The following is a 22,820-nucleotide window of genomic DNA, read 5'->3' on the forward strand; positions in this document are numbered from 1 at the left end:
TCCCGGTCACGGACGGTCACCGGCACCGGCTCGTTGTGCCGGTGGGCGCCGCGACCCCGGAACGCGACCACCGGGGCATGCCGGCCGTGAATTCACCGCGCACCTGACCGGCGCTCACGGAGCCAGTGAAGCGTCACTTTCCCGGCGGGCGATGCCGGAAGACCCTGGAGGGGCACGCATCGACGCAGGAGACGATCCCGCCGGGAGGATGGCGTGACGACACCCGCAGCCCCGAACGTCCCGTTCCTCGACGTCCTGGACCCCGCGTTCGATTTCGACGCCCCGGAGGTCTACGCGGCGCAGGCGGAGAGCTGGTACGCCGACAGCCCCTTCGGCCTGCTCGTGCTCCGCTACGAGGAGGCCAGTGATCTGCTGCGCGACCGGCGGCTGACCCATGATGGCCGGCGCTACCTGGAGATGCACGGCATCACCCGCGGCCCGATCCACGACTGGTTCGTGCCGATGATCGTCAACCATGACGGCGAGGTGCACCGCCGCCTGCGCGGCCTGATGAACAAGGCGTTCACGGCCCGCCGGATCACCCGGTTGCGGCCGTTCGTGCGGGAGCGGGCCGAGGAGCTGACCGACGGCCTGGACGACGGCGGCACGCACGACTTCGTCGCCGAGTTCGGGATCCGGCTGCCGCTGGCGGTCATGTGCCGGCTGCTCGGCGTCCGGCCGGAGGACTACGACCTGTTCGGCACCTGGACGGCCGACCTCGGCCTGATCTTCAGCCTGTCGGGCGGCGGCGACGTCGTGGCCCGGCTGGAGCACGCGGTCGACGGCCTGAACGACTACGCCGACCACCTGATCGACGACAAGCTCGTCCGGCCGTCCGACGATCTCAGCTCCGACCTGGTGGCGGCCTACCAGGCGGGTGACGGCCAGGTCAGCCGGGAGGAGCTGCGCAACCTCCTGGTCACCCTCGTCTTCGCCGCCCACGACACGACCCGCCACCAGCTCGCCAACGCCATGGTCGTCTTCGCGCGGCACCCCGGCCAGTGGGCGCTCCTGGGGCGGCGGCCGGAGCTGGCGTCGCAGGCCGTGGAGGAGGTGATGCGCTGGCAGCCGTCGTCGACCAGCATCTACCGCTTCGCCGCCGAGGATTTCACCTACAAGGGGCTCGCGGTAGAGAAAGGGACGTACCTCACCATGTGCGTGAAGGCCGCGCAGCGTGACCCGCGGGCGTACAAGAACGCGGGACGGTTCGACATCACCGAGGTCAGGGAGCTGCCGTCGCTGCAGTTCGGCGGGGGCCCGCACCACTGCCTGGGGGCGGCCCTGGCGCGGGTCGAGGTGGGGGAGGCGCTGTCCGTGCTGGCGGCGCGGCTGGGGCCGCCGTCCCTCATGGAGCCGCCGGCCTGGCCGGGGCCGCTCGGCATCCAGGGGCCGGAGACGCTTCCGCTGCGCTTCGGGCCGGGCCTCACCCGTCCAGAACGGCCGTGAGCCTGGTCAGTGCCCGGGTGATCTGCTCGGTGGTGAGGCCGAGCACGGTGCGCTGGTAGTCGTACACCTCGGGGGCCAGGGGAGCGAGCAGCACGTCGACCAGCGCGTCACGGCCGGGCGTGCCGGCGGCGACGAGGAGCGCGCGCACGTGGGCGCGCCAGAAACCGTACGCGCCGGTCTCGAAGCGTGAGCGGCCCACCTCGGAGCCGAGCACCAGGTGGGAGTGGTCCTCCAGCAGGCGCACCATGGCGGCGTAGAAGGCCGCGAGCCGTTCGGCGGGCGGCGCTCCCGGCCCGAGCGGCGGCTCGCCGCGCAGCAGGCGCTCCTGGAGGGCGCGCTCGTGCTCGTCAAGCAGCGCGACGGCGATCGACGCCCGGTCGGGGTAGCGGCGGTAGAGGGTGCCGCGGCCCACTCCGGCCTTCTTGGCGATGTCGTCCATCGTCACGTCCTGGGGGGACCGCTCCGCGAACAGCAGCGCGGCCGCCTCCAGGATCCGTGCGCGGTTGCGTGCGGCGTCGGCTCTCTCCATGCCCCCATTGTATGTGGACGTGATGTCCGCTTATAGTCATCTGGACAGCGTGTCCACATATCTGTGCTGAGGAGAGATCATGCTGCTTCACCTGGACGCCAGCGCCCGCCGCCACGCGTCGTTCTCACGGAAACTGTCGAGCCTGTACGCCGAGACCTGGCGGGCCGCCCACCCCGGAGCCCGCTACGTCTACCGCGACCTGGCCGCGTACCCCGTGCCGCACATCGGCGAAGCCTGGACCGAGCTGTGCGACCACATCCTGGAGCACGAGATCACCGACATCTCGCGCTACCGGGAGGCGGCCCGCACCCCCGCCCAGCAGGCCGCGTGGGCCGTCGTGGAGCCGCTGCTGGACGAGGTGGTCGCGGCGGACGTCATCCTCATCGGCACCCCGATGTACAACTACTCGATCCCCTCGACGCTCAAGGCCTGGCTCGACCAGATCACCTTCCCCAAGATGTCGCTCGAAGGCCGCAGGTTCGTGGTGACCAGCGCGCGCGGCGGCGCGTACGGCCCCGGCACGCCCCGCGAGCCGTACGACCACCAGGAGCGCTACCTGCGCGACTTCTTCAAGGGCCACTTCCGCGTGGAGGACGTGACCTTCATCCACGCCGAGCTGGTCAACGCCCGCCTCGACCCGGCCCTGGCCCACCTGCGCGAGCAGCACGAGCAGTCCCTGGCCGCGGCGCTCAAGGAGGCGGCGCAGTGAGCTGGCTGACCCTGCTGCTGGCCGGGCTCGTCGAGGTGGCCTGGTCGCAGAGCATCAAACCGACGCAGAACTTCACCCGCCCGCTGCCCACGCTCGTCTCCCTGGCCCTGATGGCCGTCGCCGTCTGGCTGCTGTCCCGGGCCATGAACACGCTGCCGGTCGGCACCGCGTACGCCGTCTTCACCGGCATCGGCGCGGTCGGCGCGATCACGCTGGGCATCGTGGTCAACGACGACCCCGTCTCGGTGGGCAGGATGGCGGCGCTCGTGCTGATCGTCGGCGGCATCGTGCTGGCCAGGATCACCACCTGAGCCCGGAGCGCGCCCGCCGCGGCCCGGGCGCGCCCTGGCCGCTCGCGCAGGCTTTGGCCGCACGTCCGCAGGGCTTTGCCGGACGTTGAGGTAAGGCGCGGGGGCGCTGGGCAGGCGCGGGTGGTGTGCCGCCGGCGGCGGCACCTCAGCGGTCCCCGCCGGCTTCCATCACCAGCGCGCCCCGGCCCGAGCCGGAGGCGGACAGAAGGGAAGCCGTGATGACCACTGCGACGGCTGCCGCATCCGGCCAGTTCATGATCGAGGACGTCCTGCCCGTCAACCGCCTCGGCTACGGGACCATGCAGCTCACCGGCCCCGGCGTGTGGGGGCCGCCGGCCGATCCGGACGAGGCCGTGCGGGTGCTGCGCCGGGCGGCGGAGCTCGGCGTCACCCTCTTCGACACCGCCGACTCCTACGGCCCGTGGGTCGCCGAGCCGCTGCTGCGCCGCGCTCTCGCCCCGTACGGCGACGACATCGTGATCGCCACCAAGGCCGGCCTCACCCGGCAGGGCCCCGACCAGTGGACGCCTGTCGGCCGGCCCGCCTACCTGCGCCAGCAGTGCGAGATGAGCCTGCGCAATCTCGGCCTCGACCGGATCCCGCTGTTCCAGCTGCACCGCGTCGACCCGGACGTTCCCGTCGAGGACCAGGTCGGCGAGCTGCGGGCGCTGAAGGACGAGGGGAAGATCGCGCACATCGGCCTGTCGGAGGTGAGCGTCGAGCAGATCGAGCAGGCCCGCGCCGTCGCCCCGATCGCGTCGGTGCAGAACCTGTACAACCTGGCCGACCGCTCGGCCGAGAGCGTGCTCGACCACTGCGAGCGGCACCGGATCGCCTTCATCCCGTGGTTCCCGCTGGCCACCGGCGGCCTGGCCAAGCCCGGCGGGCCGCTCGAAGCCGTCGCCTCCCGGCGGTCGGCGACACCGTCGCAGCTCGCGCTCGCGTGGCTGCTCCACCGCTCGCCGGTCATGCTGCCCATTCCCGGTACGTCGTCGGTCGACCACCTGGAGCAGAACGTGGCCGCCGCGGGGCTGGAGCTGACCGGCGAGGACTTCGACGAGCTGACCGCGGCCGGGGCCTCGACGAGCTGACCTTTCCCTACATACGAGGAGCACCCGTGATGTTCCAGGCGTACGACCCCGCCCGTACGGCCGTGCTGCTGGTCGATCCGTACAACGACTTCCTGTCCGAGGGCGGCAAGATCTGGCCGCGCGTGCGGCCCGTGGCCGAGCAGGTCGGGCTGCTCGACCACCTGCGTGCCGTGGTCGCCGCCGCGCGCGGGACGGGCCTGCGGGTGATGATCGTGCCACACCGGCGCTGGGAGCCGGGCGACTACCAAACGTGGGACCATCCGAACCCCACCCAGCGCGGCATCATGGAGCGGCACAGCTTCGCCCGCGGCACCTGGGGCGGCGAGTTCCACCCCGACTTCCAGCCGCGGCCGGGCGACGTGGTGGCCCGCGAGCACTGGGCGCAGAGCGGCTTCGCCAACACCGACCTGGACTTCCAGCTCAAGCAGCACGGCATCAGCCACGTCGTGCTCATCGGCCTGCTGGCCAACACCTGCATCGAGTCCACCGGCCGGTTCGCCATGGAGCTCGGCTACCACGTCACGCTCGTGCGGGACGCCACCGCCGCGTTCCTGCCCGAGATGATGCACGCCGCCCACGAGCTGAACGGCCCCACCTTCGCCCACGCCATCACCACCACGGACGAGCTCACCGCCGCGTTCGGGAGAGCGTCCGCCTGAACAGAAGGTCGTCCGCACAAGCGCAGGAGGCGCGCCATGGACATGAAACTCGAAGTGGTCGTGGTGCCGGTCGCGGACGTCGACCGGGCCAAGGACTTCTACACGGCGCTCGGCTGGCGGCTCGACGCCGACCTCGCCACCGGCGAGGACTTCCGGGTGGTGCAGGTGACCCCGCCCGGCTCGCCCGCCTCGGTCATCTTCGGCACCTCGGTCACCTCGCAGGCGCCGGGCTCCGCGCAGGGCCTGCACCTGGTCGTCGAGGACATCGAGGCCGCGCACGACGAGCTCGAGCGGCTCGGGGCGAACCCGGGCGAGGTCTTCCACGACGCCGGCGGCGTCTTCCACCACGCCGGCACCGACGCCAGGGTGCCGGGCCCCGACCCGCGGCGCGGCAGTTACGGCTCGTTCCTGTCCTTCAGCGATCCGGACGGCAACGGCTGGGTGCTGCAGGAGGTCACCACCAGGCTGCCGGGGCGGGTGGACCCCTCGGCGACGGCGTTCACCTCGGCCGCGGATCTCGCGGGCGCGCTGCGCCGCGCGGCGGCGGCGCACGGCGAGCACGAGGCCCGCCTCGGCGCGGAGGACCCCGGCTGGCCGGACTGGTACGCCGACTACATGGTGCGCGAGCAGGCCGGAGCCGAACTGCCGTCCTGACCGAGCCGTCCTGACCGAGCCGTCCTGACCGAGCCGTTCTGACCGAGCCGTTCTGACCGAGCCGGCACGCCGGCCCGCCGCGCTCTCCTGGGCACGTGACCCTGGCATGACTCCAAGTGGAAACGACAACGGTTTTCATTGTAGAGTCCTGGCGCATGGACTGGTTGTTCGATCCCTTTCAGGTGTCATTTGTCCGGCAAGCGCTGTGGGCCGGCGTCCTCGTGTCGCTGCTGTGCGCGCTCGCCGGCACGTGGGTGGTGCTGCGCGGCATGGCCTTCCTGGGCGACGCGATGTCGCACGGGATGCTCCTCGGCGTGGCGCTCGCCTCCATGGCGGGGGTCAACATCCTGATCGGCGCGCTGCTCAGCGCGGGCGGCATGGCGTACGGGGTGAGCGTCCTGGGCCGCTCCGCCCGCCTGTCGCAGGACACCGGGATCGGGCTGCTGTTCGCGGGGATGTTGTCCCTGGGCGTCATCGTGGTCTCGCACTCACGGTCGTTCGCGGTGGACCTGACCGGGTTCCTGTTCGGCGACGTGCTGGCGGTCACGGGGGAGGACCTGGCGGGGCTCGGCGTGGCGCTCGCGGTCACGGCCGTGGTCGCGGCGCTCGGGCACCGGCCGTTCGTGGCGCTCGCCTTCGACCCGCGCAAGGCGCACACGCTGGGGATGCGGCCGGGGGTGGCGCACGTCCTGCTGCTGGGGCTGGTCACGCTGGCGATCGTGGCGTCGTTCCACATCGTCGGGACGCTGCTGGTGTTCGGCCTGCTGATCGGGCCGCCGGCCGCCGCCGCGCTGTGGGCGCGGCGCATCCCGACGATCATGCTGGGGGCGGCGCTGCTCGGCATCGTCTCGACCGTGGCCGGGCTGATCGTGTCCTGGTACGCGGCCACCGCCGCCGGCGCCACCATCGCCGCCGTGGCCGTGGGGTTGTTCTTCCTGTCGGCGTTCGGCGACTTCCTGCGCCGCCGTCCCCTGGCGGTGGCCCGGTGAGCAGGGCGATCGCGATCCTCACGGCGGTGATCCTGCTGGCCGGCTGCGCGCAGAAAGGCGGCGCGGCCGAGCCGGCGCAGGTGCCGCACGGGTACGTCGAGGGGGCCGAGGAGACGGCCGAGCCGCAGCTCCGCCTCGTCCTGTCCGACGGCGAGACGGGCCAGGCCCACGTGCTCGACCCGGTGACGGGCCGGACCACCAAGCTCCCCACCGCGAAGGTGCGGGCGATCGAGGGGAGCGGCCGCTACGCCTTCCTCACCACGGCCCAGGGCGCCCTTCAGGTGATCGACAGCGGCGGCTGGACCGTCGACCACGGCGACCACGTGCACTACTACCGGGCCCCCGCCCGCGACCTCGGCACGATCACCGGCCGCCCGCCGTACGAGGTGAGCGGTGACGCGGCGATCATCGCCGTCCGCTCCGGCGACGGCACGGTCACGCTGCTCGACCGCACCCGCCTGGACCGGGGCGAACGGGCCGAGACGGGCCGGTTGACGGCCGACGCCGTCGTCCCGTACGGGGAGCGGCTGCTGGTCGCGCAGGACGGCGCCGTCCAGGTCAGGGCCAGGACAGGTGAGCCCGGCAGCGAGGTCGGGACGTGCGCGGACCCGGCGGGAACGGCGGTCACCCGGCGCGGCGCGGTCCTCGGCTGTGCCGACGGCGCCCTCCTGGTCACCGAGCGCAACGGCACGTTCGAGAGCGAGAAGATCCGCTACCCGCACGGGACGACGGAGGCCGGGCGCGCGCGGGCGTTCCGGCACCGCCCCGGCAGCTCCACGCTGGCCGCGAAGGCCGGCGACCACGGCGTCTGGGTGCTCGACGTGACCGCCGGGACGTGGCGGCTGCTGCGAACGGGCCCCGTCCTCGCGGTGAACGCCACCGGCGACGACACCCCGATCCTGTCCCTCACCAGGGACGGCGTCCTGCGCGCGCACGACCCGCGCACCGGCAAGCAGACCGCCAGGACGAAGCTGCTCACCGCACCGGCGGCCACGGCGGCCATCCACGTGGACACCGCCCGCGCCTACGTCAACGACCCGGCGGCCAAAGCCGTCCACGAGATCGACTACAACGACGGCCTGCGCCGCGCCAGAACGCTCACCACGGACCTCGCGCCCGCCCACCTGACGGAGACCGGCCGATGAGGGCGCTGCTCGGCCTGCTGGCGGCGCTCGCCCTGGCGGCCACCGGCTGCGCGGCCACCGGCGCGTCCCCGCCCCGGGTGGTGGTCACCACCGACATCCTCGGCGACGTCACCAAGGCCGTGGTCGGCGGCCAGGCCGAGGTGACCGTGCTGATGCGGCCCGACTCCGACCCACACTCCTTCGGCGTCTCCGCGCGGGAGGCCGCCCGGATCGAGACCGCCGACCTGATCGTCCACAACGGGCTCGGCCTGGAGGAAGGCGTGCTGCGCAACGTCGAGGCCGCCCGGCGGGCCGGCGTGCCCGCGCTGGCCGTGGCGGAGGGCGTCGACCCGATCGCGTTCACCGCCGACGAGACGGCCGGGCAGCCCGACCCGCACTTCTGGACCGATCCGGCCCGCATGGCCAAGGCCGTGGACCTCATCGCCGGCCAGGTCGTCGCGCACGTGGACGGCGTGGACGCCGCCGCCGTACGGGCCTCCGCGGCCGCGTACCGGCAGCAGGTCGAGCGGCTCGACGCCTGGGTCGGGCAGCAGGTCGCCACCCTCCCGGCCGACGCCCGCCGCCTGGTCACCAACCATCACGTCTTCGGCTACTTCGCCCGCCGCTACGGCTTCCAGGTGGTCGGCGCCGTCATCCCCAGCGGCACCACGCTGGCCTCGCCCAGCGCGTCGGACCTGAAGTCGCTCAGCGACGCGATCCGGCGCACCGGCGTCAAGGCCGTCTTCGCCGACTCCGCCCAGCCCGACCGGCTCGCCCAGGTGCTCGCCTCGGAGGCGGGGGTGGACGTCAAGGTCGTCCCGCTGTTCTCGGAGTCGCTGAGCCGCAGGTCGCCGGGCGCGGCCACGTACCTGGAGATGGTCCGCAGCAACACCAGAGCCATCGTCGACGGCCTCGACGGCCGCTGAAACCGCAACAGAAAGGCGCACCACACCATGACCCGGACCGCCGCCGCCCCCGCGGCGCTGCTCGCCGCCGCCCTCCTGCTCACCGCCTGCGGGAGCGGGCAGGAGCCCGCGACGCGGGCGGCCGTACCCGCCGCCCAGCCTGCCACGCCGGCGCCCGCCGCCCAGCCCTCGACGACGGTGACGGCCCCCCTCGTGCTGACCCACGACGGCGGCCTGTACGTCCTCGACGGGCAGAGCCTGGAGCTGGTCAAGGACCTCCCCCTGCCGGGATACAACCGCGTCAACCCGGCGGGGGACGACCGGCACGTGCTCGTCTCCACCGCGACCGGCTTCCGCGTCCTCGACGCCGCCTCCGCCACGCTCAAGAACGACGAGTTCAAGGGCTCGAAGCCGGGCCACGTGGTGCGGCACGCCGGCACCACCGCCCTGTTCGCCGACGGCACCGGCGAGGTCACCCTGTTCGACCCCGACGAGCTGGCCGCCGGCCTGCCCAAGGGCGAGGTGTACCGGGCCGCCACGGCGCACCACGGCGTCGCCATCCAGCTGGAGAACGGCGAGCTCGTCGTCACCCTCGGCACCGAGGAGAAGCGCACCGGCATCCTCGTCCTGGACAAGGACCGCAAGGAGATCACCCGCAGCGAGGACTGCCCCGGCGTGCACGGCGAGGCCACCGCCCAGGACGAGGCCGTCGTGCTCGGCTGCGAGGACGGGGTTCTCCTCTACAAGAAGGGCGAGATCACCAAGATCGACAGTCCCGACGAGTACGGCCGCATCGGCAACCAGGCCGGCTCCGACCTGTCCCCGATCGTCCTCGGCGACTACAAGAAGGACCCGGACGCCGAGCTGGAACGCCCCACCCGGATCTCCCTCATCGACACCAGGACCGGCACCCTCAAACTGGTCGACCTGGGCACCAGCTACACCTTCCGCTCCCTGGCCCGCGGCCCGCGCGGCGAAGCCCTCGTCCTCGGCACCGACGGCGCCGTCCACGTCATCGACCCGGCCGCGGCCAAGGTCGTCAGGACCATCAAGGTGCTGGACGCGTGGAAGGAGCCCCTGGACTGGCAGCGGCCCCGCCCGAACATCTTCGTCCGCGACCAGGTCGTCTACGTCAGCGACCCGGAGGGCAAGAAGCTGCACGCCGTCGACTTCGCCTCCGGCAAGGTCACCAGGAGCACGTCCCTGCCGCAGCCCCCGAACGAGCTCACCGGCGTCACGAGCTGACCCGCCTCAAGGGGAGGCGGGATCCACCTGCACGCGCCAGATCCCGCGCGGGTCGAGAAACGACGCCACCGTCCGGGCCAGCTGCCTGGCGTGCGTGGCGAAGCCCGCCTCCGCCGCCCGGCGGGCCGCCGCCAGCAGCACCAGGTGCTCGGCCGTGAACCACGTCCGCGCCGCGCCCCGGTCGGCCGGCGACTCCGGCGTCACCAGCGGCAGGGCGGGGCGCAGGGCCGCGGGCAGGTCGTCGGTGCCCCGCCCCGGCCGCAGGATCCGGCCCGCCTGGTGGGCGCTGTGCAGGTAGTGGTCGAGCAGGCGGTGCAGGGTCGCCCGCCGCTCGTCCCGGCTGTCGTGCGCGTCGCTCAGCTCGCACGCGTACGCGCGGAGCAGCCCGTGGCAGGCGAACCGGCCGGGCACCCGCTCGCTGACCATGCTCGTCCTGGCCAGCTCCGCCACCAGCGGGCGGGCGTCCGGCGGCGGCAGCCCCGCCAGGCTCGCGGCGGCGGCCGGGGTGAAGTCGGGGCCCGGATGCAGCCCGAGCAGCCGGAACAGGCGCGCCGCCGGCGGGGTGAGCCGCCGGTAGGACCAGGAGAACACCGCCCGCACGTCCGTCGCCTGCTCGCCCCCGTCGAACGGATCCAGCCGCGCGCGGGCCCCGCGCAGCTCGGCGGCCAGGGCGGCGAACGGCAGGCACGGGCCGGTGGCGGTGCGGGCGACGGCGATGGACAGGGCGAGCGGCAGGCGCCCGCAGTACGCGACGATCTCGTCCAGCGCCGCCTCCTCGCCCCCTGGCCGGCGCCCATCCCCGCACGCGACGCCGTCCGCCGCCGGGACACCACGCCCGGGCGATCCGGCGGGCTTGTCGGCTCCCGCGCGGCCGGCGGACGAGCGCCGGGTGAGCAGCAGGCGGGCCGCCTCCTTCGGCAGCAGGTCGACGACGAACGCGTGCGCGCCCTCGACCGCCACCAGGCCCGTGAGCCGATCCCGGCTGGTCACCACGGCGAGACAGCCCGGCGCGCCGGGCAGCAGCGGGCGGACCTGCTCGGCGTCGAGGGCGTTGTCGAGCACGATCAGCATCCGGCGGCCCGCCAGCAGGCTCCGGAGCAGCGCGGCCCGCGCGTGCAGACCTGCGGGGACCTGGTCCGGCTTGATCGCGAACGCCTCCAGGAACCCCTGGATCGCCTCCGCCGCCTCCATCGCCGTCAACGTCGGGCCGAAGCCGCGCAGGTTCGCGTACAGCTGACCGTCGGGGAACCGGTCGCGGATGCGGTGCGCCCAGTGCAGCGCCAGCGCGGTCTTCCCGACGCCCGCCATGCCGGTGAGCACCACGGCGCCGCTGCGATCGTGGCCGTCGGCGAGCAACGCGTCCAGCCGCTCCAGCTCCGCCTCCCTGCCCACGAACCGCGGCACGTCGTGCGGAAGCTGCGCGGGCGTCAGCCACTGACGCGCCACCCGCCGCCCCCTCCCCGCGGCACCGGCCTCCGCGCCGCCGGTTGCTGAGCCGCTGGTCGCGGTGCCGTTCACCGCCGTGCCGTGCACCGCCGTGCCGTTCACCGCCGTGCCGTTCACCGCCGTGCCGTTCACCGCCGTGCTGTGCGCAGCGGCGCGGCGGCGGCCTGCTGAGGGCTTCCGTGTCTCGTCGGGCGGGTGGTGCGGTGCCGGGACGGGACGCGGCGGCGAGACGACGGGGAGGACGTCCGGCGGGGACGGGGGAGCGGGGAGGGTCATGAGGTCGGGGTCGGCGGCGAGGATGCGCTGGTGGAGGCCCTGGAGCAGGACGCCCGGCTCGACGCCCAGCTCCTCGCGCAGCCGCCGCCGCGCGTCATGGAAGGCCGCCAGCGCCTCACCCTGGCGCCCGGACCGGTACAGGGCCAGCATGAGCAGGCCGTGCAGCCGCTCGCGCAACGGGTGGTGGGCCACGAGCCAGCGCAGCTCGGCGACGAGGTCGGCCTGACTGCCCACCGCCGTGTCGAGCGGGGTGCCGGGCCCCGCGAGCGCCAGGTCCACCTCCATGCAGTCCTCGATCGCGCCGATCCGCCGCTCGTCGAGCTGGTCCCGCACCATGTCGACGAACGGGCTGCCCAGCCCCTCGCACACGGGCCCCCGCCACAGCCGCAGCGCCTCGTGGAAGGCGTGTGAGGCGAGCCGTAGGTCACCGGCGCAGCGCGCCTGCCTGGCGCGGCGGACCTCCTGCTCGAACACCTCCAGGTCCAGCCCGCCCGAGGGCACGCGCAGCACGTACCCGGCCTCGGTCCAGGCCAGCGTCCCGGACGGCGCCCGCCCGCGCCGGCCCGGCTCCAGCCCGGCGCGCAGGCTCGACATGTGCTTCTGCAGCAGGTTCACGGCGTACGCGGGGACGCGGCCACCCCACAGCTCGTCGATGAGCCTGTCGCGGCTCACCGGCCGGTTGGCGTGCAGCAGCAGGACGGCCAGGGCGACCCGCTGCCGGCCGGATCCCAGGGTCAGGGTGTCGCGCGCCCGCCACGCGCGCAGCGGCCCCAGCACCTCGAATCGGACATCCTCTCCATGTCCTTCGGACATCCCGCCTCCTCAGAAGTAACACGAGTGTTGCTGTCCGCGAGGTGTGGCCGGACCGTCCCGGTCTTGATCCGCCGGGAACGCTCCCTCATTCGTCGTGCGGCGGGACGGGGATGACGCACGACGGTCCGAATTCATGACATGTCGGGAATTTCCAGCCCCGAGCCCCTTTCCAGCGCTTTGACCAGCGCCTTCCCCCGCGATGCCCCAGGAAATCCTCCAGCGACAGGTCCAGGACGTACTCCAGGACGCGCTCCAGGATGACGGCCGGTGCGGCGTCCAGCGGCGGGTCCAGCGACCGTTCCAGACCCCGCGGCGAAGCTTCGGTGGCAGCGGGACGCACCCAGCCGGCACGGCGACGGAGGGAGCCGGACAGTGTCCGAGGTCGCGAGGTCTTCGGGAGTCATGGACATGAGCATCGTGCCGGCGCGGCGGGACGACGTGCGGGAGGTGCTCGGCGGCCGTGAGGTGGCCGACCCGTACCGGTGGCTGGAGGAGCCCGGCACGCCGGAGACCCGCGACTGGCTGGCGGCGCAGGCCGACCTCTTCGCCAGGGCGCGGGACGGCTGGCCGGCCGGCGGCTGGTTCCGCGAGCTGCGGCAGCTGACCTCGTTCGAGCGGCTGTCGGTGCCCCAGTGGCGGGGCGGGCGCGCCTTCTACACGTGCCTGCGTCCCGGCGCGGAGCATCACGCGCTCATGGTCAGGGACGCCGGAGGCGACCGCGCGCTGTTCGAGCCGGACACCGCGGACCCGGAGCGGCGCACGGTGCTGGGGTTCTGGTCGGCCTCCGCCGACGGCCGGCTGATGGCCTACCAGACGGCGGTGGGCGGGTCCGAGCGGTTCACGCTGCGGGTCCTGGACGTGGACACCGGTACGAACGTGGACGAACCCATCACGGGCTGCCGGTACTCGGCGGTCGCGTGGCTGCCGGGCAGGGACGCGTTCTACTACACGCGCCACGACGAGGACGACCGCTCCGGCCCGCGGCTCTGCCTGCACCGCGTGGGGGAGCCGGCCGGCGCGGACACGGTGGTCCTCGGCGGCGGCGCCGACCGCACGGCTGAGGTGGACGCGCTGGTGGGGGCGGACGGGCGGCTGCTGGTCGTCCAGGTGGCCTCGGGCCTGTCGGCGGCCAACGACGTCTGGGTGGCCGACCTGCGCGAGGGCCCGATCGAGCGGCCCGCCCTGCGCCGGCTGCCGCTGCCGGAGGACGGCTGGACCTCGGCCTGGCCGGCCCAGGACGGCCGCCTGTACCTGCTGACCGACGCCGGCGCCCCCCGAGGCCGCCTCCTCGTGACCGACCTCTCGCAGGAGCCGCACACGCAACAGCCGCGCACCCTGGTCCCCGAGGACCCCGAGGCGGTGCTGGACGGGTTCGCGGTGCTCGACGGCCTGCTGCTGGTCCACTGGACGACCGCCGGTCACGCCACCGTGACCCGCCACGACCCGGCCACCGGCCGCCTCCTCGGCGAGGTCGAGCTGCCGGGCCGCGGCATCGTCACCGAGCTGGCCCCCGGCGGCCAGGGTGACGAGGCGTGGTTCGAGTACTCCGATCGCGTCACGCCGGAGACCGTCTACCGCTACGACGCCGCCACCGGCGCGAGCACGGTGTGGCGCCGCCGCCCCGCCCCGGTCACCCCGCCGGTGACCGCGTCCGAGACGGTCTGCCGCGCACCGGACGGCACCCCCGTACGGATCCTCCTGCTCGCCCCTTCCTGGCACCGGGCGGGCCCGCTGCCCACGATCCTGGAGGGGTACGGCGCCTTCGGGGAGCCGCGCGTCGCCGACTACTACGCCGCCGCCCTGGCGTGGGCCGGGCGGGGCGGCCTGTTCGCGGTGGCGTGCGTGCGCGGCGGCGGCGAGGGCGGCGAGGCGTGGCACCAGGCCGGCCGCCGCGAGCACAAGCAGCGCGGCATCGACGACTTCATCGCCGCCGCCGACCACCTGGTGGCGGCCGGGCACAGCACCCGCGACGCGCTGGGAGCGTTCGGGACCAGCGCGGGCGGCCTGCTCGTGGGCGCGGCGATGACGCAGCGGCCGGAGCTGTTCGCGGCGGTCGCGTGCACCGCGCCGCTGCTCGACATGGCCCGCTACGAGCTGACGGGGCTCGGCGAGTACTGGCGCGAGGAGTTCGGCAGCCGGGAGGACCCGGAGGAACTGGGCTGGCTGCTGGGCTACTCGCCGTATCACCGGGTCGTGCCCGGCACCCCGTACCCGGCCGTCCTGCTGTCGGCGTTCGCGGAGGACACCCGCGTCGATCCCCTGCACGCGCGGAAGATGACCGCCGCGCTGCAGTTCGCCACCACCTCGCCGCGCCCGGTGCTGCTGCGCCACGAGGCGGGCGCGGGGCACGGCGAGCGCGGACGCACGGGCCGGTTGTCCTACTTCTCGGACGTGCTCGCGTTCTTCGCCCACGAGCTGGGCCTCGCGAGCATCACCCCGACGGAACCGAGAGGAGGTGAACTTCCATGATCAAGAAGTCGACCAAGCGGTACAGCGTCGCCGGTGGTGCCCAGAAGGGCTGATCCCGTTGCGGGTGGGGTGTTCTCACGGGGCGCCCCACCCCTCGCCCGTCCTGGAAGGAAGGCCATGACTCATCCCGTGCTCAAGACGAGCATCCCCTACTTCATCGCCGACGGGTCGGTGCACTTCCGGCTGGGCGGCGAGCTGACCTCGCTGGAGGACGCGGACGGCCGCGTCAGCCGGCTGCTGTCCCTGCTGGACGGCACGCGCACCCCGGAGGAGGTCCACCGCGACCTGCGTGCCGTGCACCCCGACGTGACGGCCGACGACGTCCGCGAGGCCATCGAGGAGCTGGACGCGCTGCGGCTGATCCAGAGCGCCGACGACGCCGGCGACGACTTCGACGGCCCGGCCCGTGAGCGCTGGTCGAACAATCTGGGGTTCTTCGAGACGTACGCCTCGCTGCACGCCTCCAAGTACGATTTCCAGCGCCGCATCCGCGACGCCCGCGTGGCCGTGCTGGGCGTCGGCGGCATCGGCAGCCACGCGCTGATCGACCTGGTCGCCATCGGTTTCGAGGACATCAGGATCGTCGACTTCGACCGCATCGAGCTGTCGAACTTCAACCGCCAGATCCTCTACGGCGAGCCGTACGTGGGCCGGGTCAAGGTGGAGGTGGCCGCCGAGCGGGCGCGCGCGCTCAACAGCGCCGTGCGCATCGACCCGGTGCAGCGCAAGCTCATGTCCGGCGACGACGTGTACGAGGTGGTGCGCGACCGCGACATCGTCATCGCCGTGGTGGACCGCCCCAAGGTGCACATCGCCCACTGGCTGAACGAGGGCTGCGTCCGCGCGGGCACGGCCCTCATCGTGGGCGGCGTCGACACCCAGCGGGCCCTGCACTACACGATCGTGCCCGGCGTGTCCGGCTGCATCGAGTGCTGGTACGACCAGGTGCGCGGCACCGACCCCACGTCCCTGGCCGTGATGAACGTGCTGGACGAGATCGACCGGGAGGGCGGCACGTTCGGCGAGGACACCGCCGCCTTCAACGGCCTGGTGCTGTTCGGCGCGGGTTTCCTGGTCGCGGAGATGGTCCGGATCGCCAGCCGGGTCTGCCCGCCGCTGTCGGTGGGCCGGATGCTGGAGATGACCTTCCACGATCCGCGCCTGCGCGAGGCCGAGACGTGGAAGCGCGACCCGCGCTGCGCGACGTGCGGCGACGCCCGGCCGAAGCCGAGCCTGGAGTGGCTGGCCGGCGACATCGGGCCGCTGCCCCTCTGACCGCCACCCCGACACGCACGCCGAGCGAGAGCAGGAAGGAGGTGAAACGCCATGATCAAGAAGTCGACGAAGCGCTACAGCATCGCCGGTGGCACGCAGAAGGCGTAGCCTCCGCCGGCCGGGTGGGGCGTTTCCGGGCGCCCCACCCCCCTCGCCGCCGGCGCCACGCACGGTTAGTGTCCCGGTGAACCCCTCGTCAGTCCGTTGGGAGAACCCTGCCATGGCACAGGGAGGCGTCCGGCTGCGCAGCGCGTTCCTCGTCTCGTCGATCGGCGACTGGATCTACCGGTTCGCCGCGCCCACCCTGATCCTGCAGATCACGGGCTCGGCGTTGTCGGCGGCGCTGGCGTACGTGCTGGAGTTCATCCCGTACATCGTCGTCGGGCTGGTCGCGGGCGTCATCGCCGACCGGTGGGACCGCCGCAGGATCCTCATCACCTGCGACTGCCTGTCCTTCGCGATCGCGCTGGTCATCGCGGCCGTGGCGGCGGCGGAGCGGCCGTCGGTGGCGCTGCTCTACCTGTGCGCGTTCCTGCTGGCCGCGGTGCGGCCGTTCGCCTTCCCCGCCTTCCAGGGCTTCATCGTGGACACGGTGCCGCAGGAGCGGCTGTCCCGGATGAACGCCTGGACGCAGACCGTCGACAGCTCGCTCGGCTTCGTCGGGCCGGTCGTCGGCACCGCGTTCATCGCGGCGCTGGGCGTGCCGCCGGCGACGCTGGTCAACGCGCTGACGTTCGCGATCTCGGCGCTGCTCATCTACCGGATCGCCCACGTGTCTTCGCGTGAGAAGCCCGCGGCGGGCGTGCGCGCCGAGCTGTCCGGCGTGGGCAGGGACTTCGTGGCCGGGCTGCGCATCCTGCGCTCGATCAGGCCGGTCTGGTGGGGCACCCTGCTCATGGCCGCCGCGAACTTCGCCGGCTTCGTCGTCGAAGGCAACCTCGTCTACCTCATCCTCCAGGTGGAGGGCCTGCCGGCGGTGGCGCTGGGCGCCGTGTTCGCCGCCCAGGGGCTGGGCGCGGTGCTCGGCGCGGTCGTGGCGCCCCGGCTCCTCGACAGGTATCCGACGGGCCGGCTGCTCGCGTCCGGGATGGCGCTGTCGGCGCTGGCCATGGCGCTGCCCGCGGCGCTGCCCGCCGTCGGGGTGATCGCGGCGGCCTGGGCCGTGGAGGGCGTGGCCACCTCGGTGATCGTGGTGTCCTGGTTCACCGCCCGGCAGACCGTCGTGCCCGCCGGCGCCATCGGCCGCGTCGCCTCCGTGAGCAGGGCGGCGGCGTACGCGACGATCCCGGTCGGCGCCCTGGCCGGCGGCGCGGTGGCGGGCGGCGCGCTCGCCGCCTGGGGCGGGCCCGTCCGGACGTTGTTCCTGTGCGCGGCACTCGTGCAGACGGCCGTCGCCGCCGCCACCGCCCTGTCACCGCTGCGGGACATCCACGAGGCCGTGCCCGCGCCCACCACCCCGGGGGATCCCTGAGCGTCAGCACCGCGACGGCCGCCGTCGTCGCCCAGGATGCGGAGTCGTTCCTCGGCCTGTGCGCCGACGGGCTCGGCTGGGACCGGGAGCGGCTCGCCCGCCGCCGCGCGGCCGTCCTGAACGAGCTCGCCCGCACCGGCACCTACCGGCACACGCCCGCCGAGCTGGTGCTCGGCGCGAAGCTCGCCTGGCGCAACCACACCCGGTGCATCGGCAAGCTGTACGGGAAGACGCTCATGGTGCGCGAGTGCCGCAGGCTGCACCACCCCGGCGCGATCGGCCACGCCGGTCTTCCACGACTCTTACGATCCCGCGATCCTGTCACCGAATTTCTCCCGGTAGTACCTTTTTCGGATGATCGGCGAGTTATTCCGGGAGAACATTCACCTGTCGTACCACCAGATCCAGATTCGCCCGCGCGACGAGCCGGGCCCCGCCTATCCGAAGGCGTTCGGCAACGGCCTCGTCGCCCTCGACGACGAGGAGCCCGACGGCGCGACCATCCTCACCGGCATCGCGATGGGCCAGGTGGAGATGACGGTGCGGCTCGCCGAGGAGGCCCCGCCCCTCGACCTGGACTCCTGGGAGGAGATCGTCGACATCTCGATCGAGTCGACCTTCGGCTCGCTCATCGTGTGCGGCCTCGACGGGGACCTGCCGAGGAACCTGCCGAACCTGGCGTGGAAAGGTCCGGGTTTCTACCGTCTGCGCGTGCACGCGATCGGCCGTGACACGAACGTGGACGGAACGGCCTTCACCCCCACCGAACGCTATGCAGTTGTCTCCTGGCCCGCCCCCTGCCCCGCGCCTGACCGGGTGCACAAGCTGACCGACGTCTTCGGCGCGGGGGAACGCGGCCGGGCACCTCAGGCCGGCACGACGTGGCCGACGCGGAAGAACCCTTCCGGGTCGTAGGCGCGCTTGACCTCGCGCAGCCGCCGGTAGTCCGCCTCGGTGAACGCCGCCGCCGTCCGCGCCGGGTCGGCCAGGAAGTTCAGGAACGTCCCGCCGTTGGCGTACGGGCGCAGCTCCTCCGCCAGCCCCGGCACCACGGTGTCCACGATCACCGACAGCTTGGTGGCGCGGTGGCTCACCGGCCCGGCGTCCGGCCCGGGCCGGCCCATGGCGCCGCCCCAGTGCCGGATCTCGATCGTCTGCGCCTGCTCCGCGGCCCGCACCAGCGCGGAGACGACCTCGCCGGGCACGGTGTCGAACATGTCCATGTGCCGGTTCGGCGTCCCGCCCATCGACGTGGCGGCGTACGTGGTGGTCCGCGTCTCGTCCAGCAGCGCCGGCCCGGCCGCCGCGAGCAGCGGCGCGAGCAGCCGCCTGGCCTCCTCGGCCGTACCGGTGTGCAGGACCTTGAGCATGACCACGTGCCGCCCGCGCACCGCCGCCGGCGTCTGCTCGTCGCCGGGCATGCGCTTGAGCACGACCGCGGTGCTGATCTCGTCGGGGGCGTCGTCGATCCACGTCCGGTACGCCTCCAGCGTCCGCTCCGCCACCTCGATCGGGAAGGAGACGAACCCGGCGAACACCTCGGAGACCGGGTGGAGCCGGAACTCCAGCGAGGTCACCACGCCGAACCCGCCACCGCCGCCGCGCAGCGCCCAGAACAGCTCGGGGTGGCTGGCCGGGCTCGCGGTCACGTGCCGGCCGTCGGCGAGCAGCACCTCGGCCCGCAGCACGCTGTCGGCCGCGAACCCGTGCTTGCGGGCCAGCCACCCGAGCCCGCCGCCGAGGGTGTAGCCGGTGACGCCGACCGACGGCGCCGAGCCGGACAGCGGCGCCAGCCCGAACGGCGCGGCGGCGGCGATCACGTCGGCCCAGCGCGCGCCCGGCCCGACGTGGGCGATCCGGCGCGCCGGGTCCACCAGCACGGACGCCATCGAGGAGGTCTTGACGAGGATGCCGCCGTCGCACGGGGCGTGCGTGCCGTGCCCGGTGGACTGCACCGCGAACGGCAGCCCGTGTGTCCGCGCCGCCAGGAGCGCGATCCGCAGGTCGGCGACGCTCTGCGCCTCGGCGATCAGCGCCGGGCGGGAGTCGACGGCCGGGTTCAGTGAGCGGCGGGCCTCGTCGTAGCCGGCTTCGCCCGGCAGGTGCACGGTGCCGGTGAAGCCGGGGAGGCGGAGGTCGTCCTGGATGCTGTACGGCTGGCTCATCGGTCTGGCCCTTCTGGTCTGCTCTGTTCCTCGATCTGGGATCAGAGTGCTGGAGGGCGCTTACGGTCGCGTTCCTGTCGCCTTACCGCCGCCCTTAAGGTCTCCAGGATCTTGCCGCCGGGCCTTCGCCACATCGGCCACCGGTCGCCGCTGCGGCTACGCCGCCCGTCGTACGGGGGGTGGGCGCGTACTCCCCCGAGAGCACTTTCAAAGTTAGGTAAGGCTAATCTAATATCTCGATCACCCCGCTTGGCTCAGGAGGAGAACCCATGGCCGATGTCCCGCGACGCGCCCTCGTCGCCCTCGCTGCCGCCGCCCTGCTCGGCGTCAGCGCCTGCGGCGGGACGGCCGCGTCGCCCGCGTCGTCCGCGCCGCCCGCGTCGTCCGTCCAGGGCGGCTCGTGGACCTGGCAGGACGACCGCGGAAAGAAGATCACCCTGCCGCGGCGTCCCCAGCGGGTGGTGGCCCAGTCGGCCGCCGCGGCCGCGCTGTGGGACTTCGGCGTGCGGCCGGTCGGCGTGTTCGGCCCGCACAAGCTCAAGGACGGCGGGCGCGACCCCGAGGTGGGCGAGGTCGACATCACCAAGGTGGAGTCGATCGGGAACGTGTGGGGCGAGTTCAACGTCGAGAAGTACGCCGCGCTCCGGCCCGACCTGCTGGTGGCGGGCATGTACGTGAAGGACACGCTCTGGTACGTCCCCGAGCAGTCCGTCGCGGCCGTCGACCAGATCGCCCCCACCGTCGGCGTGCAGCTCAGCGGCAAGCCCCTGGTGCAGATCATCGAGAGGTACGGCCGGCTCGCCGAGGCACTCGGCGCCGACCTCACCGCGGCGCCCGTGGCCGAGGCCAAGAAGCGCTTCGAGGACGCGAGCGCCGCCCTCAAGCGGCTCGCCGCCGACCGGCCCGGCCTCAGCGTCATGGTCGTCACCGGCACGCCCGACTCCCTGTACGTGGCCTACCTGCCGGACCACCCCGACCTCAAGTACTGGGGCGAGGACCTCGGCCTGAAGATCGTCCACCCGGAAAGGCCGACGGAGAGCGAGGGCGGCTTCTGGGAGGTGCTGAGCTGGGAGAACGCCGACAAGTACCAGGCCGACGTGATCCTCGTGGACGCCCGCACCCAGTCCATGAAGATCGAGGAGATGGCCAAGAAGCCCACCTGGGCCAAGCTGCCCGCCGTCAAGGCCGGCCAGCTCTACCCGTGGCACGCCGCCGAGCGCTACAGCTACCTCGGCTACGCCAAGGTCATGGAGGAGCTCACGACGAACCTGGACAAGGCGCGCGACGACGTCGTCAAGGAGTGACGGGCACGATCTCCGCCCTGGCCAGCACGCCCTCCTCGATCGTCAGCAGCCCCAGCGTGCCGTGCGGCTGACGGCGGCGATCGGTGGGGGAGCCCGGGTTGAAGATCCGCAGCCCGTCACCCTCCTCGTCTAGCGGGATGTGCGAGTGCCCGAACACCACCAGCTCCGCCTCCGGGAACCGGCGCCGCATCCGCGCCAGCCGCCCCTTGGCCGGGCCGCTGTCGTGGATCATGCCGACCCGCAGCCCGCCGAGCGTCAGCTCCAGCGTCTCCGGCGCCACCACGTCCGGGCCGTCGTTGTTGCCCTTCACGACGTGCACGGGCGCGTACGCGGCCAGCTCGTCCAGCACGAACGGCACGCAGACGTCACCCGCGTGCAGGATGACGTCGGCGCCCCGCAGGTGCTCGGCCACGCGGGGCGGGCACGCGCGCCAGCGGCGGGGCGCGTGCGTGTCGGAGATCGCGACGACGTTCACCCGACCCTCATGCCCCCTCCCGCGCTGCCCTCACATGATCAGGACGGGCCGACGCGCTGCTCGGAGGTGGCGATGACCGCTCCGGCGACCACCGCCCCGAGGCTGCTCCTGGCGGCGGTGGACAGGCGACCCGGCGGCCGATCCCCGTGTGGGGAGCCTGTGCTCACCCGGCGTACAGCTGCTCCAGCCACGCCCGCCACCGCGCCCCCTGCTCCTCCCCGCCCTCGAACAGCAGGTGCGAGGCGATCATGGAGCCGCCGAACCCCTGGAGGAAGCGGTACATGGCCGTGCCGGAGCGCAGCCCGACCGTCTGGGAGTTGCGGTGGTACACGACGCCCTCGACACCGTTGACCTCGACCCGGTTGCCCACCTCGGGCACCCCGCCGATCGCCGCGTACAGACGCTCCCAAGCAGCAGCCCAGTCCGCGACCGGCGGCCCGAACTCCGTGATCGGCGTCGCGGCCCGCCCCGCGAAGTGGCCGAGGTACTCCACGAGCGTCGCGAAGTACATCTCCAGACCCTTGGACATGGCCTCGAACTCGTCGTGCCAGTCGTCGCCCGGCAGGAACCCGCTGGTCACCATGCGGACGAGCGTGCTGCCCCGCTCCCGGCCCTCGATCATGAACTCGTAGGCGACGAAGCGCCCGTCGTCGCCCTTGTCGCTGGAGTGGGCCAGGTGCCGGCCGGGCTCGGCGCCGGTGACCCTGGACGGCGGCAGGTCGAACCCCCCGAACGCGGTGCGGACGACCCCGCCGGCCACCTCGGTGCGGCCCATGAACCACGAGTCGATGCCCGGCCCCGTCGAGATGGCCTCCCAGACCTCCTCGGGGGTGGCTCCGACGGTGGCCTCCATCGGCAGCTCGAAGTCGCGGCCCACTGCTAACGCTCCTTCACTGAAGGATGGACCGCCACGATCAGCCGGTGGTCGCGCCCACCCTCGGCGGACTCGTCATGATATTTGCTGACCAGCGAGGTGACGCACTGTGCCAGCTCCTCGGCGAACGCCGCCCGGTCCGCCGCCGACGCGAAGCGCACCTCGCCGTCGATGGCGAACGTCGCGACCCGCTTCTGCGCCTTCGCGGCGCCGGTGATGAGGGTGCCGACATCCCGTACGAGCTGCGCGGCCAGCGCCAGCAGCCACCGGGCGGACAGGCGGTCGGGCGAGCGGGCCGGGTCGGGCTGCACGGCGGACAGCGCGGTGGGGGAGATCACGAATGAGGCCGCCGTGGCCCGCATCACGCGCTCGGTGACGTTGCCCTTCTTGCGCTCCTCGACCAGCTCGACCAGGCCGTGCCGCTCCAGCGTGCGCAGGTGGTAGTTGACCTTCTGCCGGGCCAGGCCGACCTTCGCCGCCAGCGAGGTCGCCGAGCCGGGCTCCACCAGCTCGGCCAGCAGCCTCGACCGCATGGGGTCGAGCGACGCCTCGGCGGCCGCGGCGTCCTCGATCACCGCCACTTCGTCCAT

At 73.2% G+C, this 22,820-nt stretch carries 21 protein-coding genes and 1 pseudogene; 16 read left to right on the plus strand and 6 right to left on the minus strand.

Annotation, left to right across the window (positions count from 1 at the left end; genetic code table 11):
• Nucleotides 1-213: 213 nt before the first annotated feature.
• On the plus strand, nucleotides 214-1,446 hold the full coding sequence (locus HCN51_RS62120) for a cytochrome P450 (protein ID WP_168007129.1): 1,233 nt from the start codon (nucleotides 214-216) through the stop codon (nucleotides 1,444-1,446).
• On the opposite strand, the gene HCN51_RS04750 is transcribed toward HCN51_RS62120, so the two are convergent.
• The gene (locus HCN51_RS04750; protein ID WP_080037784.1) at nucleotides 1,424-1,975 is read right to left on the minus strand and encodes a TetR/AcrR family transcriptional regulator; all 552 of its coding nucleotides are present in this window, start codon (nucleotides 1,973-1,975) and stop codon (nucleotides 1,424-1,426) included. The genes HCN51_RS62120 and HCN51_RS04750 overlap by 23 nt on opposite strands.
• Nucleotides 1,976-2,054: 79 nt before the next feature.
• Between HCN51_RS04750 and HCN51_RS04755 the strand changes: the two genes are divergently transcribed.
• From HCN51_RS04755 to aztD, 9 genes are all read left to right on the plus strand, one after another.
• Nucleotides 2,055-2,684 (plus strand): FMN-dependent NADH-azoreductase, encoded by a 630-nt coding sequence (locus HCN51_RS04755; protein ID WP_168007131.1) that lies wholly within the window; start codon nucleotides 2,055-2,057, stop codon nucleotides 2,682-2,684.
• Entirely contained in the window at nucleotides 2,681-2,995 is a 315-nt protein-coding gene (locus tag HCN51_RS04760; protein WP_168007133.1) for an SMR family transporter, read from the plus strand. The genes HCN51_RS04755 and HCN51_RS04760 overlap by 4 nt, the downstream gene beginning before the upstream one ends.
• Nucleotides 2,996-3,213: 218 nt before the next feature.
• The gene (locus HCN51_RS04765; RefSeq protein ID WP_168007135.1) at nucleotides 3,214-4,086 is read left to right on the plus strand and encodes an aldo/keto reductase; all 873 of its coding nucleotides are present in this window, start codon (nucleotides 3,214-3,216) and stop codon (nucleotides 4,084-4,086) included.
• A 29-nt stretch (nucleotides 4,087-4,115) separates the two neighbouring features.
• Nucleotides 4,116-4,745: a cysteine hydrolase family protein gene (locus HCN51_RS04770; RefSeq protein WP_168007402.1), complete on the plus strand. Its 630-nt coding sequence runs from the start codon at nucleotides 4,116-4,118 to the stop codon at nucleotides 4,743-4,745.
• Nucleotides 4,746-4,781: 36 nt separating this feature from the next.
• Nucleotides 4,782-5,399 carry a VOC family protein gene (locus tag HCN51_RS04775; protein ID WP_168007137.1) on the plus strand — a complete coding sequence of 206 codons (618 nt, stop codon included), beginning with the start codon at nucleotides 4,782-4,784 and terminating at the stop codon, nucleotides 5,397-5,399.
• 155 nt (nucleotides 5,400-5,554) lie between these two features.
• Nucleotides 5,555-6,388 (plus strand): zinc ABC transporter permease AztB, encoded by an 834-nt coding sequence (gene aztB / locus HCN51_RS04780; RefSeq protein ID WP_168007139.1) that lies wholly within the window; start codon nucleotides 5,555-5,557, stop codon nucleotides 6,386-6,388.
• Nucleotides 6,385-7,533, plus strand: a complete 1,149-nt coding sequence (locus HCN51_RS04785; RefSeq protein ID WP_168007141.1) for a WD40 repeat domain-containing protein — start codon at nucleotides 6,385-6,387, stop codon at nucleotides 7,531-7,533. The genes aztB and HCN51_RS04785 overlap by 4 nt, the downstream gene beginning before the upstream one ends.
• Nucleotides 7,530-8,438 (plus strand): zinc ABC transporter substrate-binding protein AztC, encoded by a 909-nt coding sequence (gene aztC / locus HCN51_RS04790; protein WP_168007143.1) that lies wholly within the window; start codon nucleotides 7,530-7,532, stop codon nucleotides 8,436-8,438. The genes HCN51_RS04785 and aztC overlap by 4 nt, the downstream gene beginning before the upstream one ends.
• A 27-nt stretch (nucleotides 8,439-8,465) precedes the next feature.
• Nucleotides 8,466-9,662, plus strand: a complete 1,197-nt coding sequence (aztD, locus tag HCN51_RS04795; protein ID WP_168007145.1) for a zinc metallochaperone AztD — start codon at nucleotides 8,466-8,468, stop codon at nucleotides 9,660-9,662.
• A gap of 6 nt (nucleotides 9,663-9,668) precedes the next feature.
• Here the strand turns inward: aztD and HCN51_RS04800 are convergent, their stop codons facing one another.
• Nucleotides 9,669-12,197, minus strand: a complete 2,529-nt coding sequence (locus tag HCN51_RS04800) for an AfsR/SARP family transcriptional regulator (RefSeq protein ID WP_168007147.1) — start codon at nucleotides 12,195-12,197, stop codon at nucleotides 9,669-9,671.
• 408 nt (nucleotides 12,198-12,605) lie between these two features.
• On the opposite strand from HCN51_RS04800, the gene HCN51_RS04805 reads away from it, so the two are divergent.
• The 5 genes and pseudogenes from HCN51_RS04805 (at nucleotide 12,606) to HCN51_RS58995 (ending at nucleotide 18,327) form a co-directional block, all read left to right on the plus strand.
• Nucleotides 12,606-14,666, plus strand: a complete 2,061-nt coding sequence (locus tag HCN51_RS04805; protein WP_240972399.1) for a prolyl oligopeptidase family serine peptidase — start codon at nucleotides 12,606-12,608, stop codon at nucleotides 14,664-14,666.
• Nucleotides 14,667-14,783: 117 nt separating this feature from the next.
• A complete protein-coding gene (locus HCN51_RS04810) occupies nucleotides 14,784-15,941 on the plus strand; it encodes a HesA/MoeB/ThiF family protein (RefSeq protein WP_168007151.1) in 1,158 nt (385 codons plus the stop codon).
• A gap of 220 nt (nucleotides 15,942-16,161) precedes the next feature.
• Nucleotides 16,162-17,412 (plus strand): MFS transporter, encoded by a 1,251-nt coding sequence (locus HCN51_RS04815; RefSeq protein WP_168007153.1) that lies wholly within the window; start codon nucleotides 16,162-16,164, stop codon nucleotides 17,410-17,412.
• Nucleotides 17,307-17,672, plus strand: a pseudogene (locus HCN51_RS61085) (nitric oxide synthase oxygenase); the annotation flags it as partial. The gene HCN51_RS04815 and the pseudogene HCN51_RS61085, both read left to right, overlap by 106 nt.
• A gap of 94 nt (nucleotides 17,673-17,766) precedes the next feature.
• Nucleotides 17,767-18,327, plus strand: a complete 561-nt coding sequence (locus HCN51_RS58995) for a hypothetical protein (RefSeq protein WP_240972400.1) — start codon at nucleotides 17,767-17,769, stop codon at nucleotides 18,325-18,327.
• On the opposite strand, the gene HCN51_RS04825 is transcribed toward HCN51_RS58995, so the two are convergent.
• Nucleotides 18,279-19,577 carry an FAD-binding oxidoreductase gene (locus tag HCN51_RS04825; protein WP_168007155.1) on the minus strand — a complete coding sequence of 433 codons (1,299 nt, stop codon included), beginning with the start codon at nucleotides 19,575-19,577 and terminating at the stop codon, nucleotides 18,279-18,281. The genes HCN51_RS58995 and HCN51_RS04825 overlap by 49 nt on opposite strands.
• 269 nt (nucleotides 19,578-19,846) lie before the next feature.
• On the opposite strand from HCN51_RS04825, the gene HCN51_RS04830 reads away from it, so the two are divergent.
• Entirely contained in the window at nucleotides 19,847-20,881 is a 1,035-nt protein-coding gene (locus HCN51_RS04830) for an ABC transporter substrate-binding protein (RefSeq protein WP_168007157.1), read from the plus strand.
• Here HCN51_RS04830 and HCN51_RS04835 read toward each other — a convergent pair.
• From HCN51_RS04835 to HCN51_RS04845, 3 genes are all read right to left on the minus strand, one after another.
• Nucleotides 20,871-21,356 carry a YfcE family phosphodiesterase gene (locus HCN51_RS04835; protein ID WP_168007159.1) on the minus strand — a complete coding sequence of 162 codons (486 nt, stop codon included), beginning with the start codon at nucleotides 21,354-21,356 and terminating at the stop codon, nucleotides 20,871-20,873. The genes HCN51_RS04830 and HCN51_RS04835 overlap by 11 nt on opposite strands.
• 163 nt (nucleotides 21,357-21,519) lie before the next feature.
• On the minus strand, nucleotides 21,520-22,233 hold the full coding sequence (locus HCN51_RS04840) for an SRPBCC family protein (protein ID WP_168007160.1): 714 nt from the start codon (nucleotides 22,231-22,233) through the stop codon (nucleotides 21,520-21,522).
• A 2-nt stretch (nucleotides 22,234-22,235) separates the two neighbouring features.
• Nucleotides 22,236-22,820 carry an ArsR/SmtB family transcription factor gene (locus HCN51_RS04845; protein WP_206066545.1) on the minus strand — a complete coding sequence of 195 codons (585 nt, stop codon included), beginning with the start codon at nucleotides 22,818-22,820 and terminating at the stop codon, nucleotides 22,236-22,238.

This window comes from Nonomuraea composti, from assembly GCF_012034275.1.
GTDB classification, from domain to species: Bacteria; Actinomycetota; Actinomycetes; order Streptosporangiales; family Streptosporangiaceae; genus Nonomuraea; species Nonomuraea composti.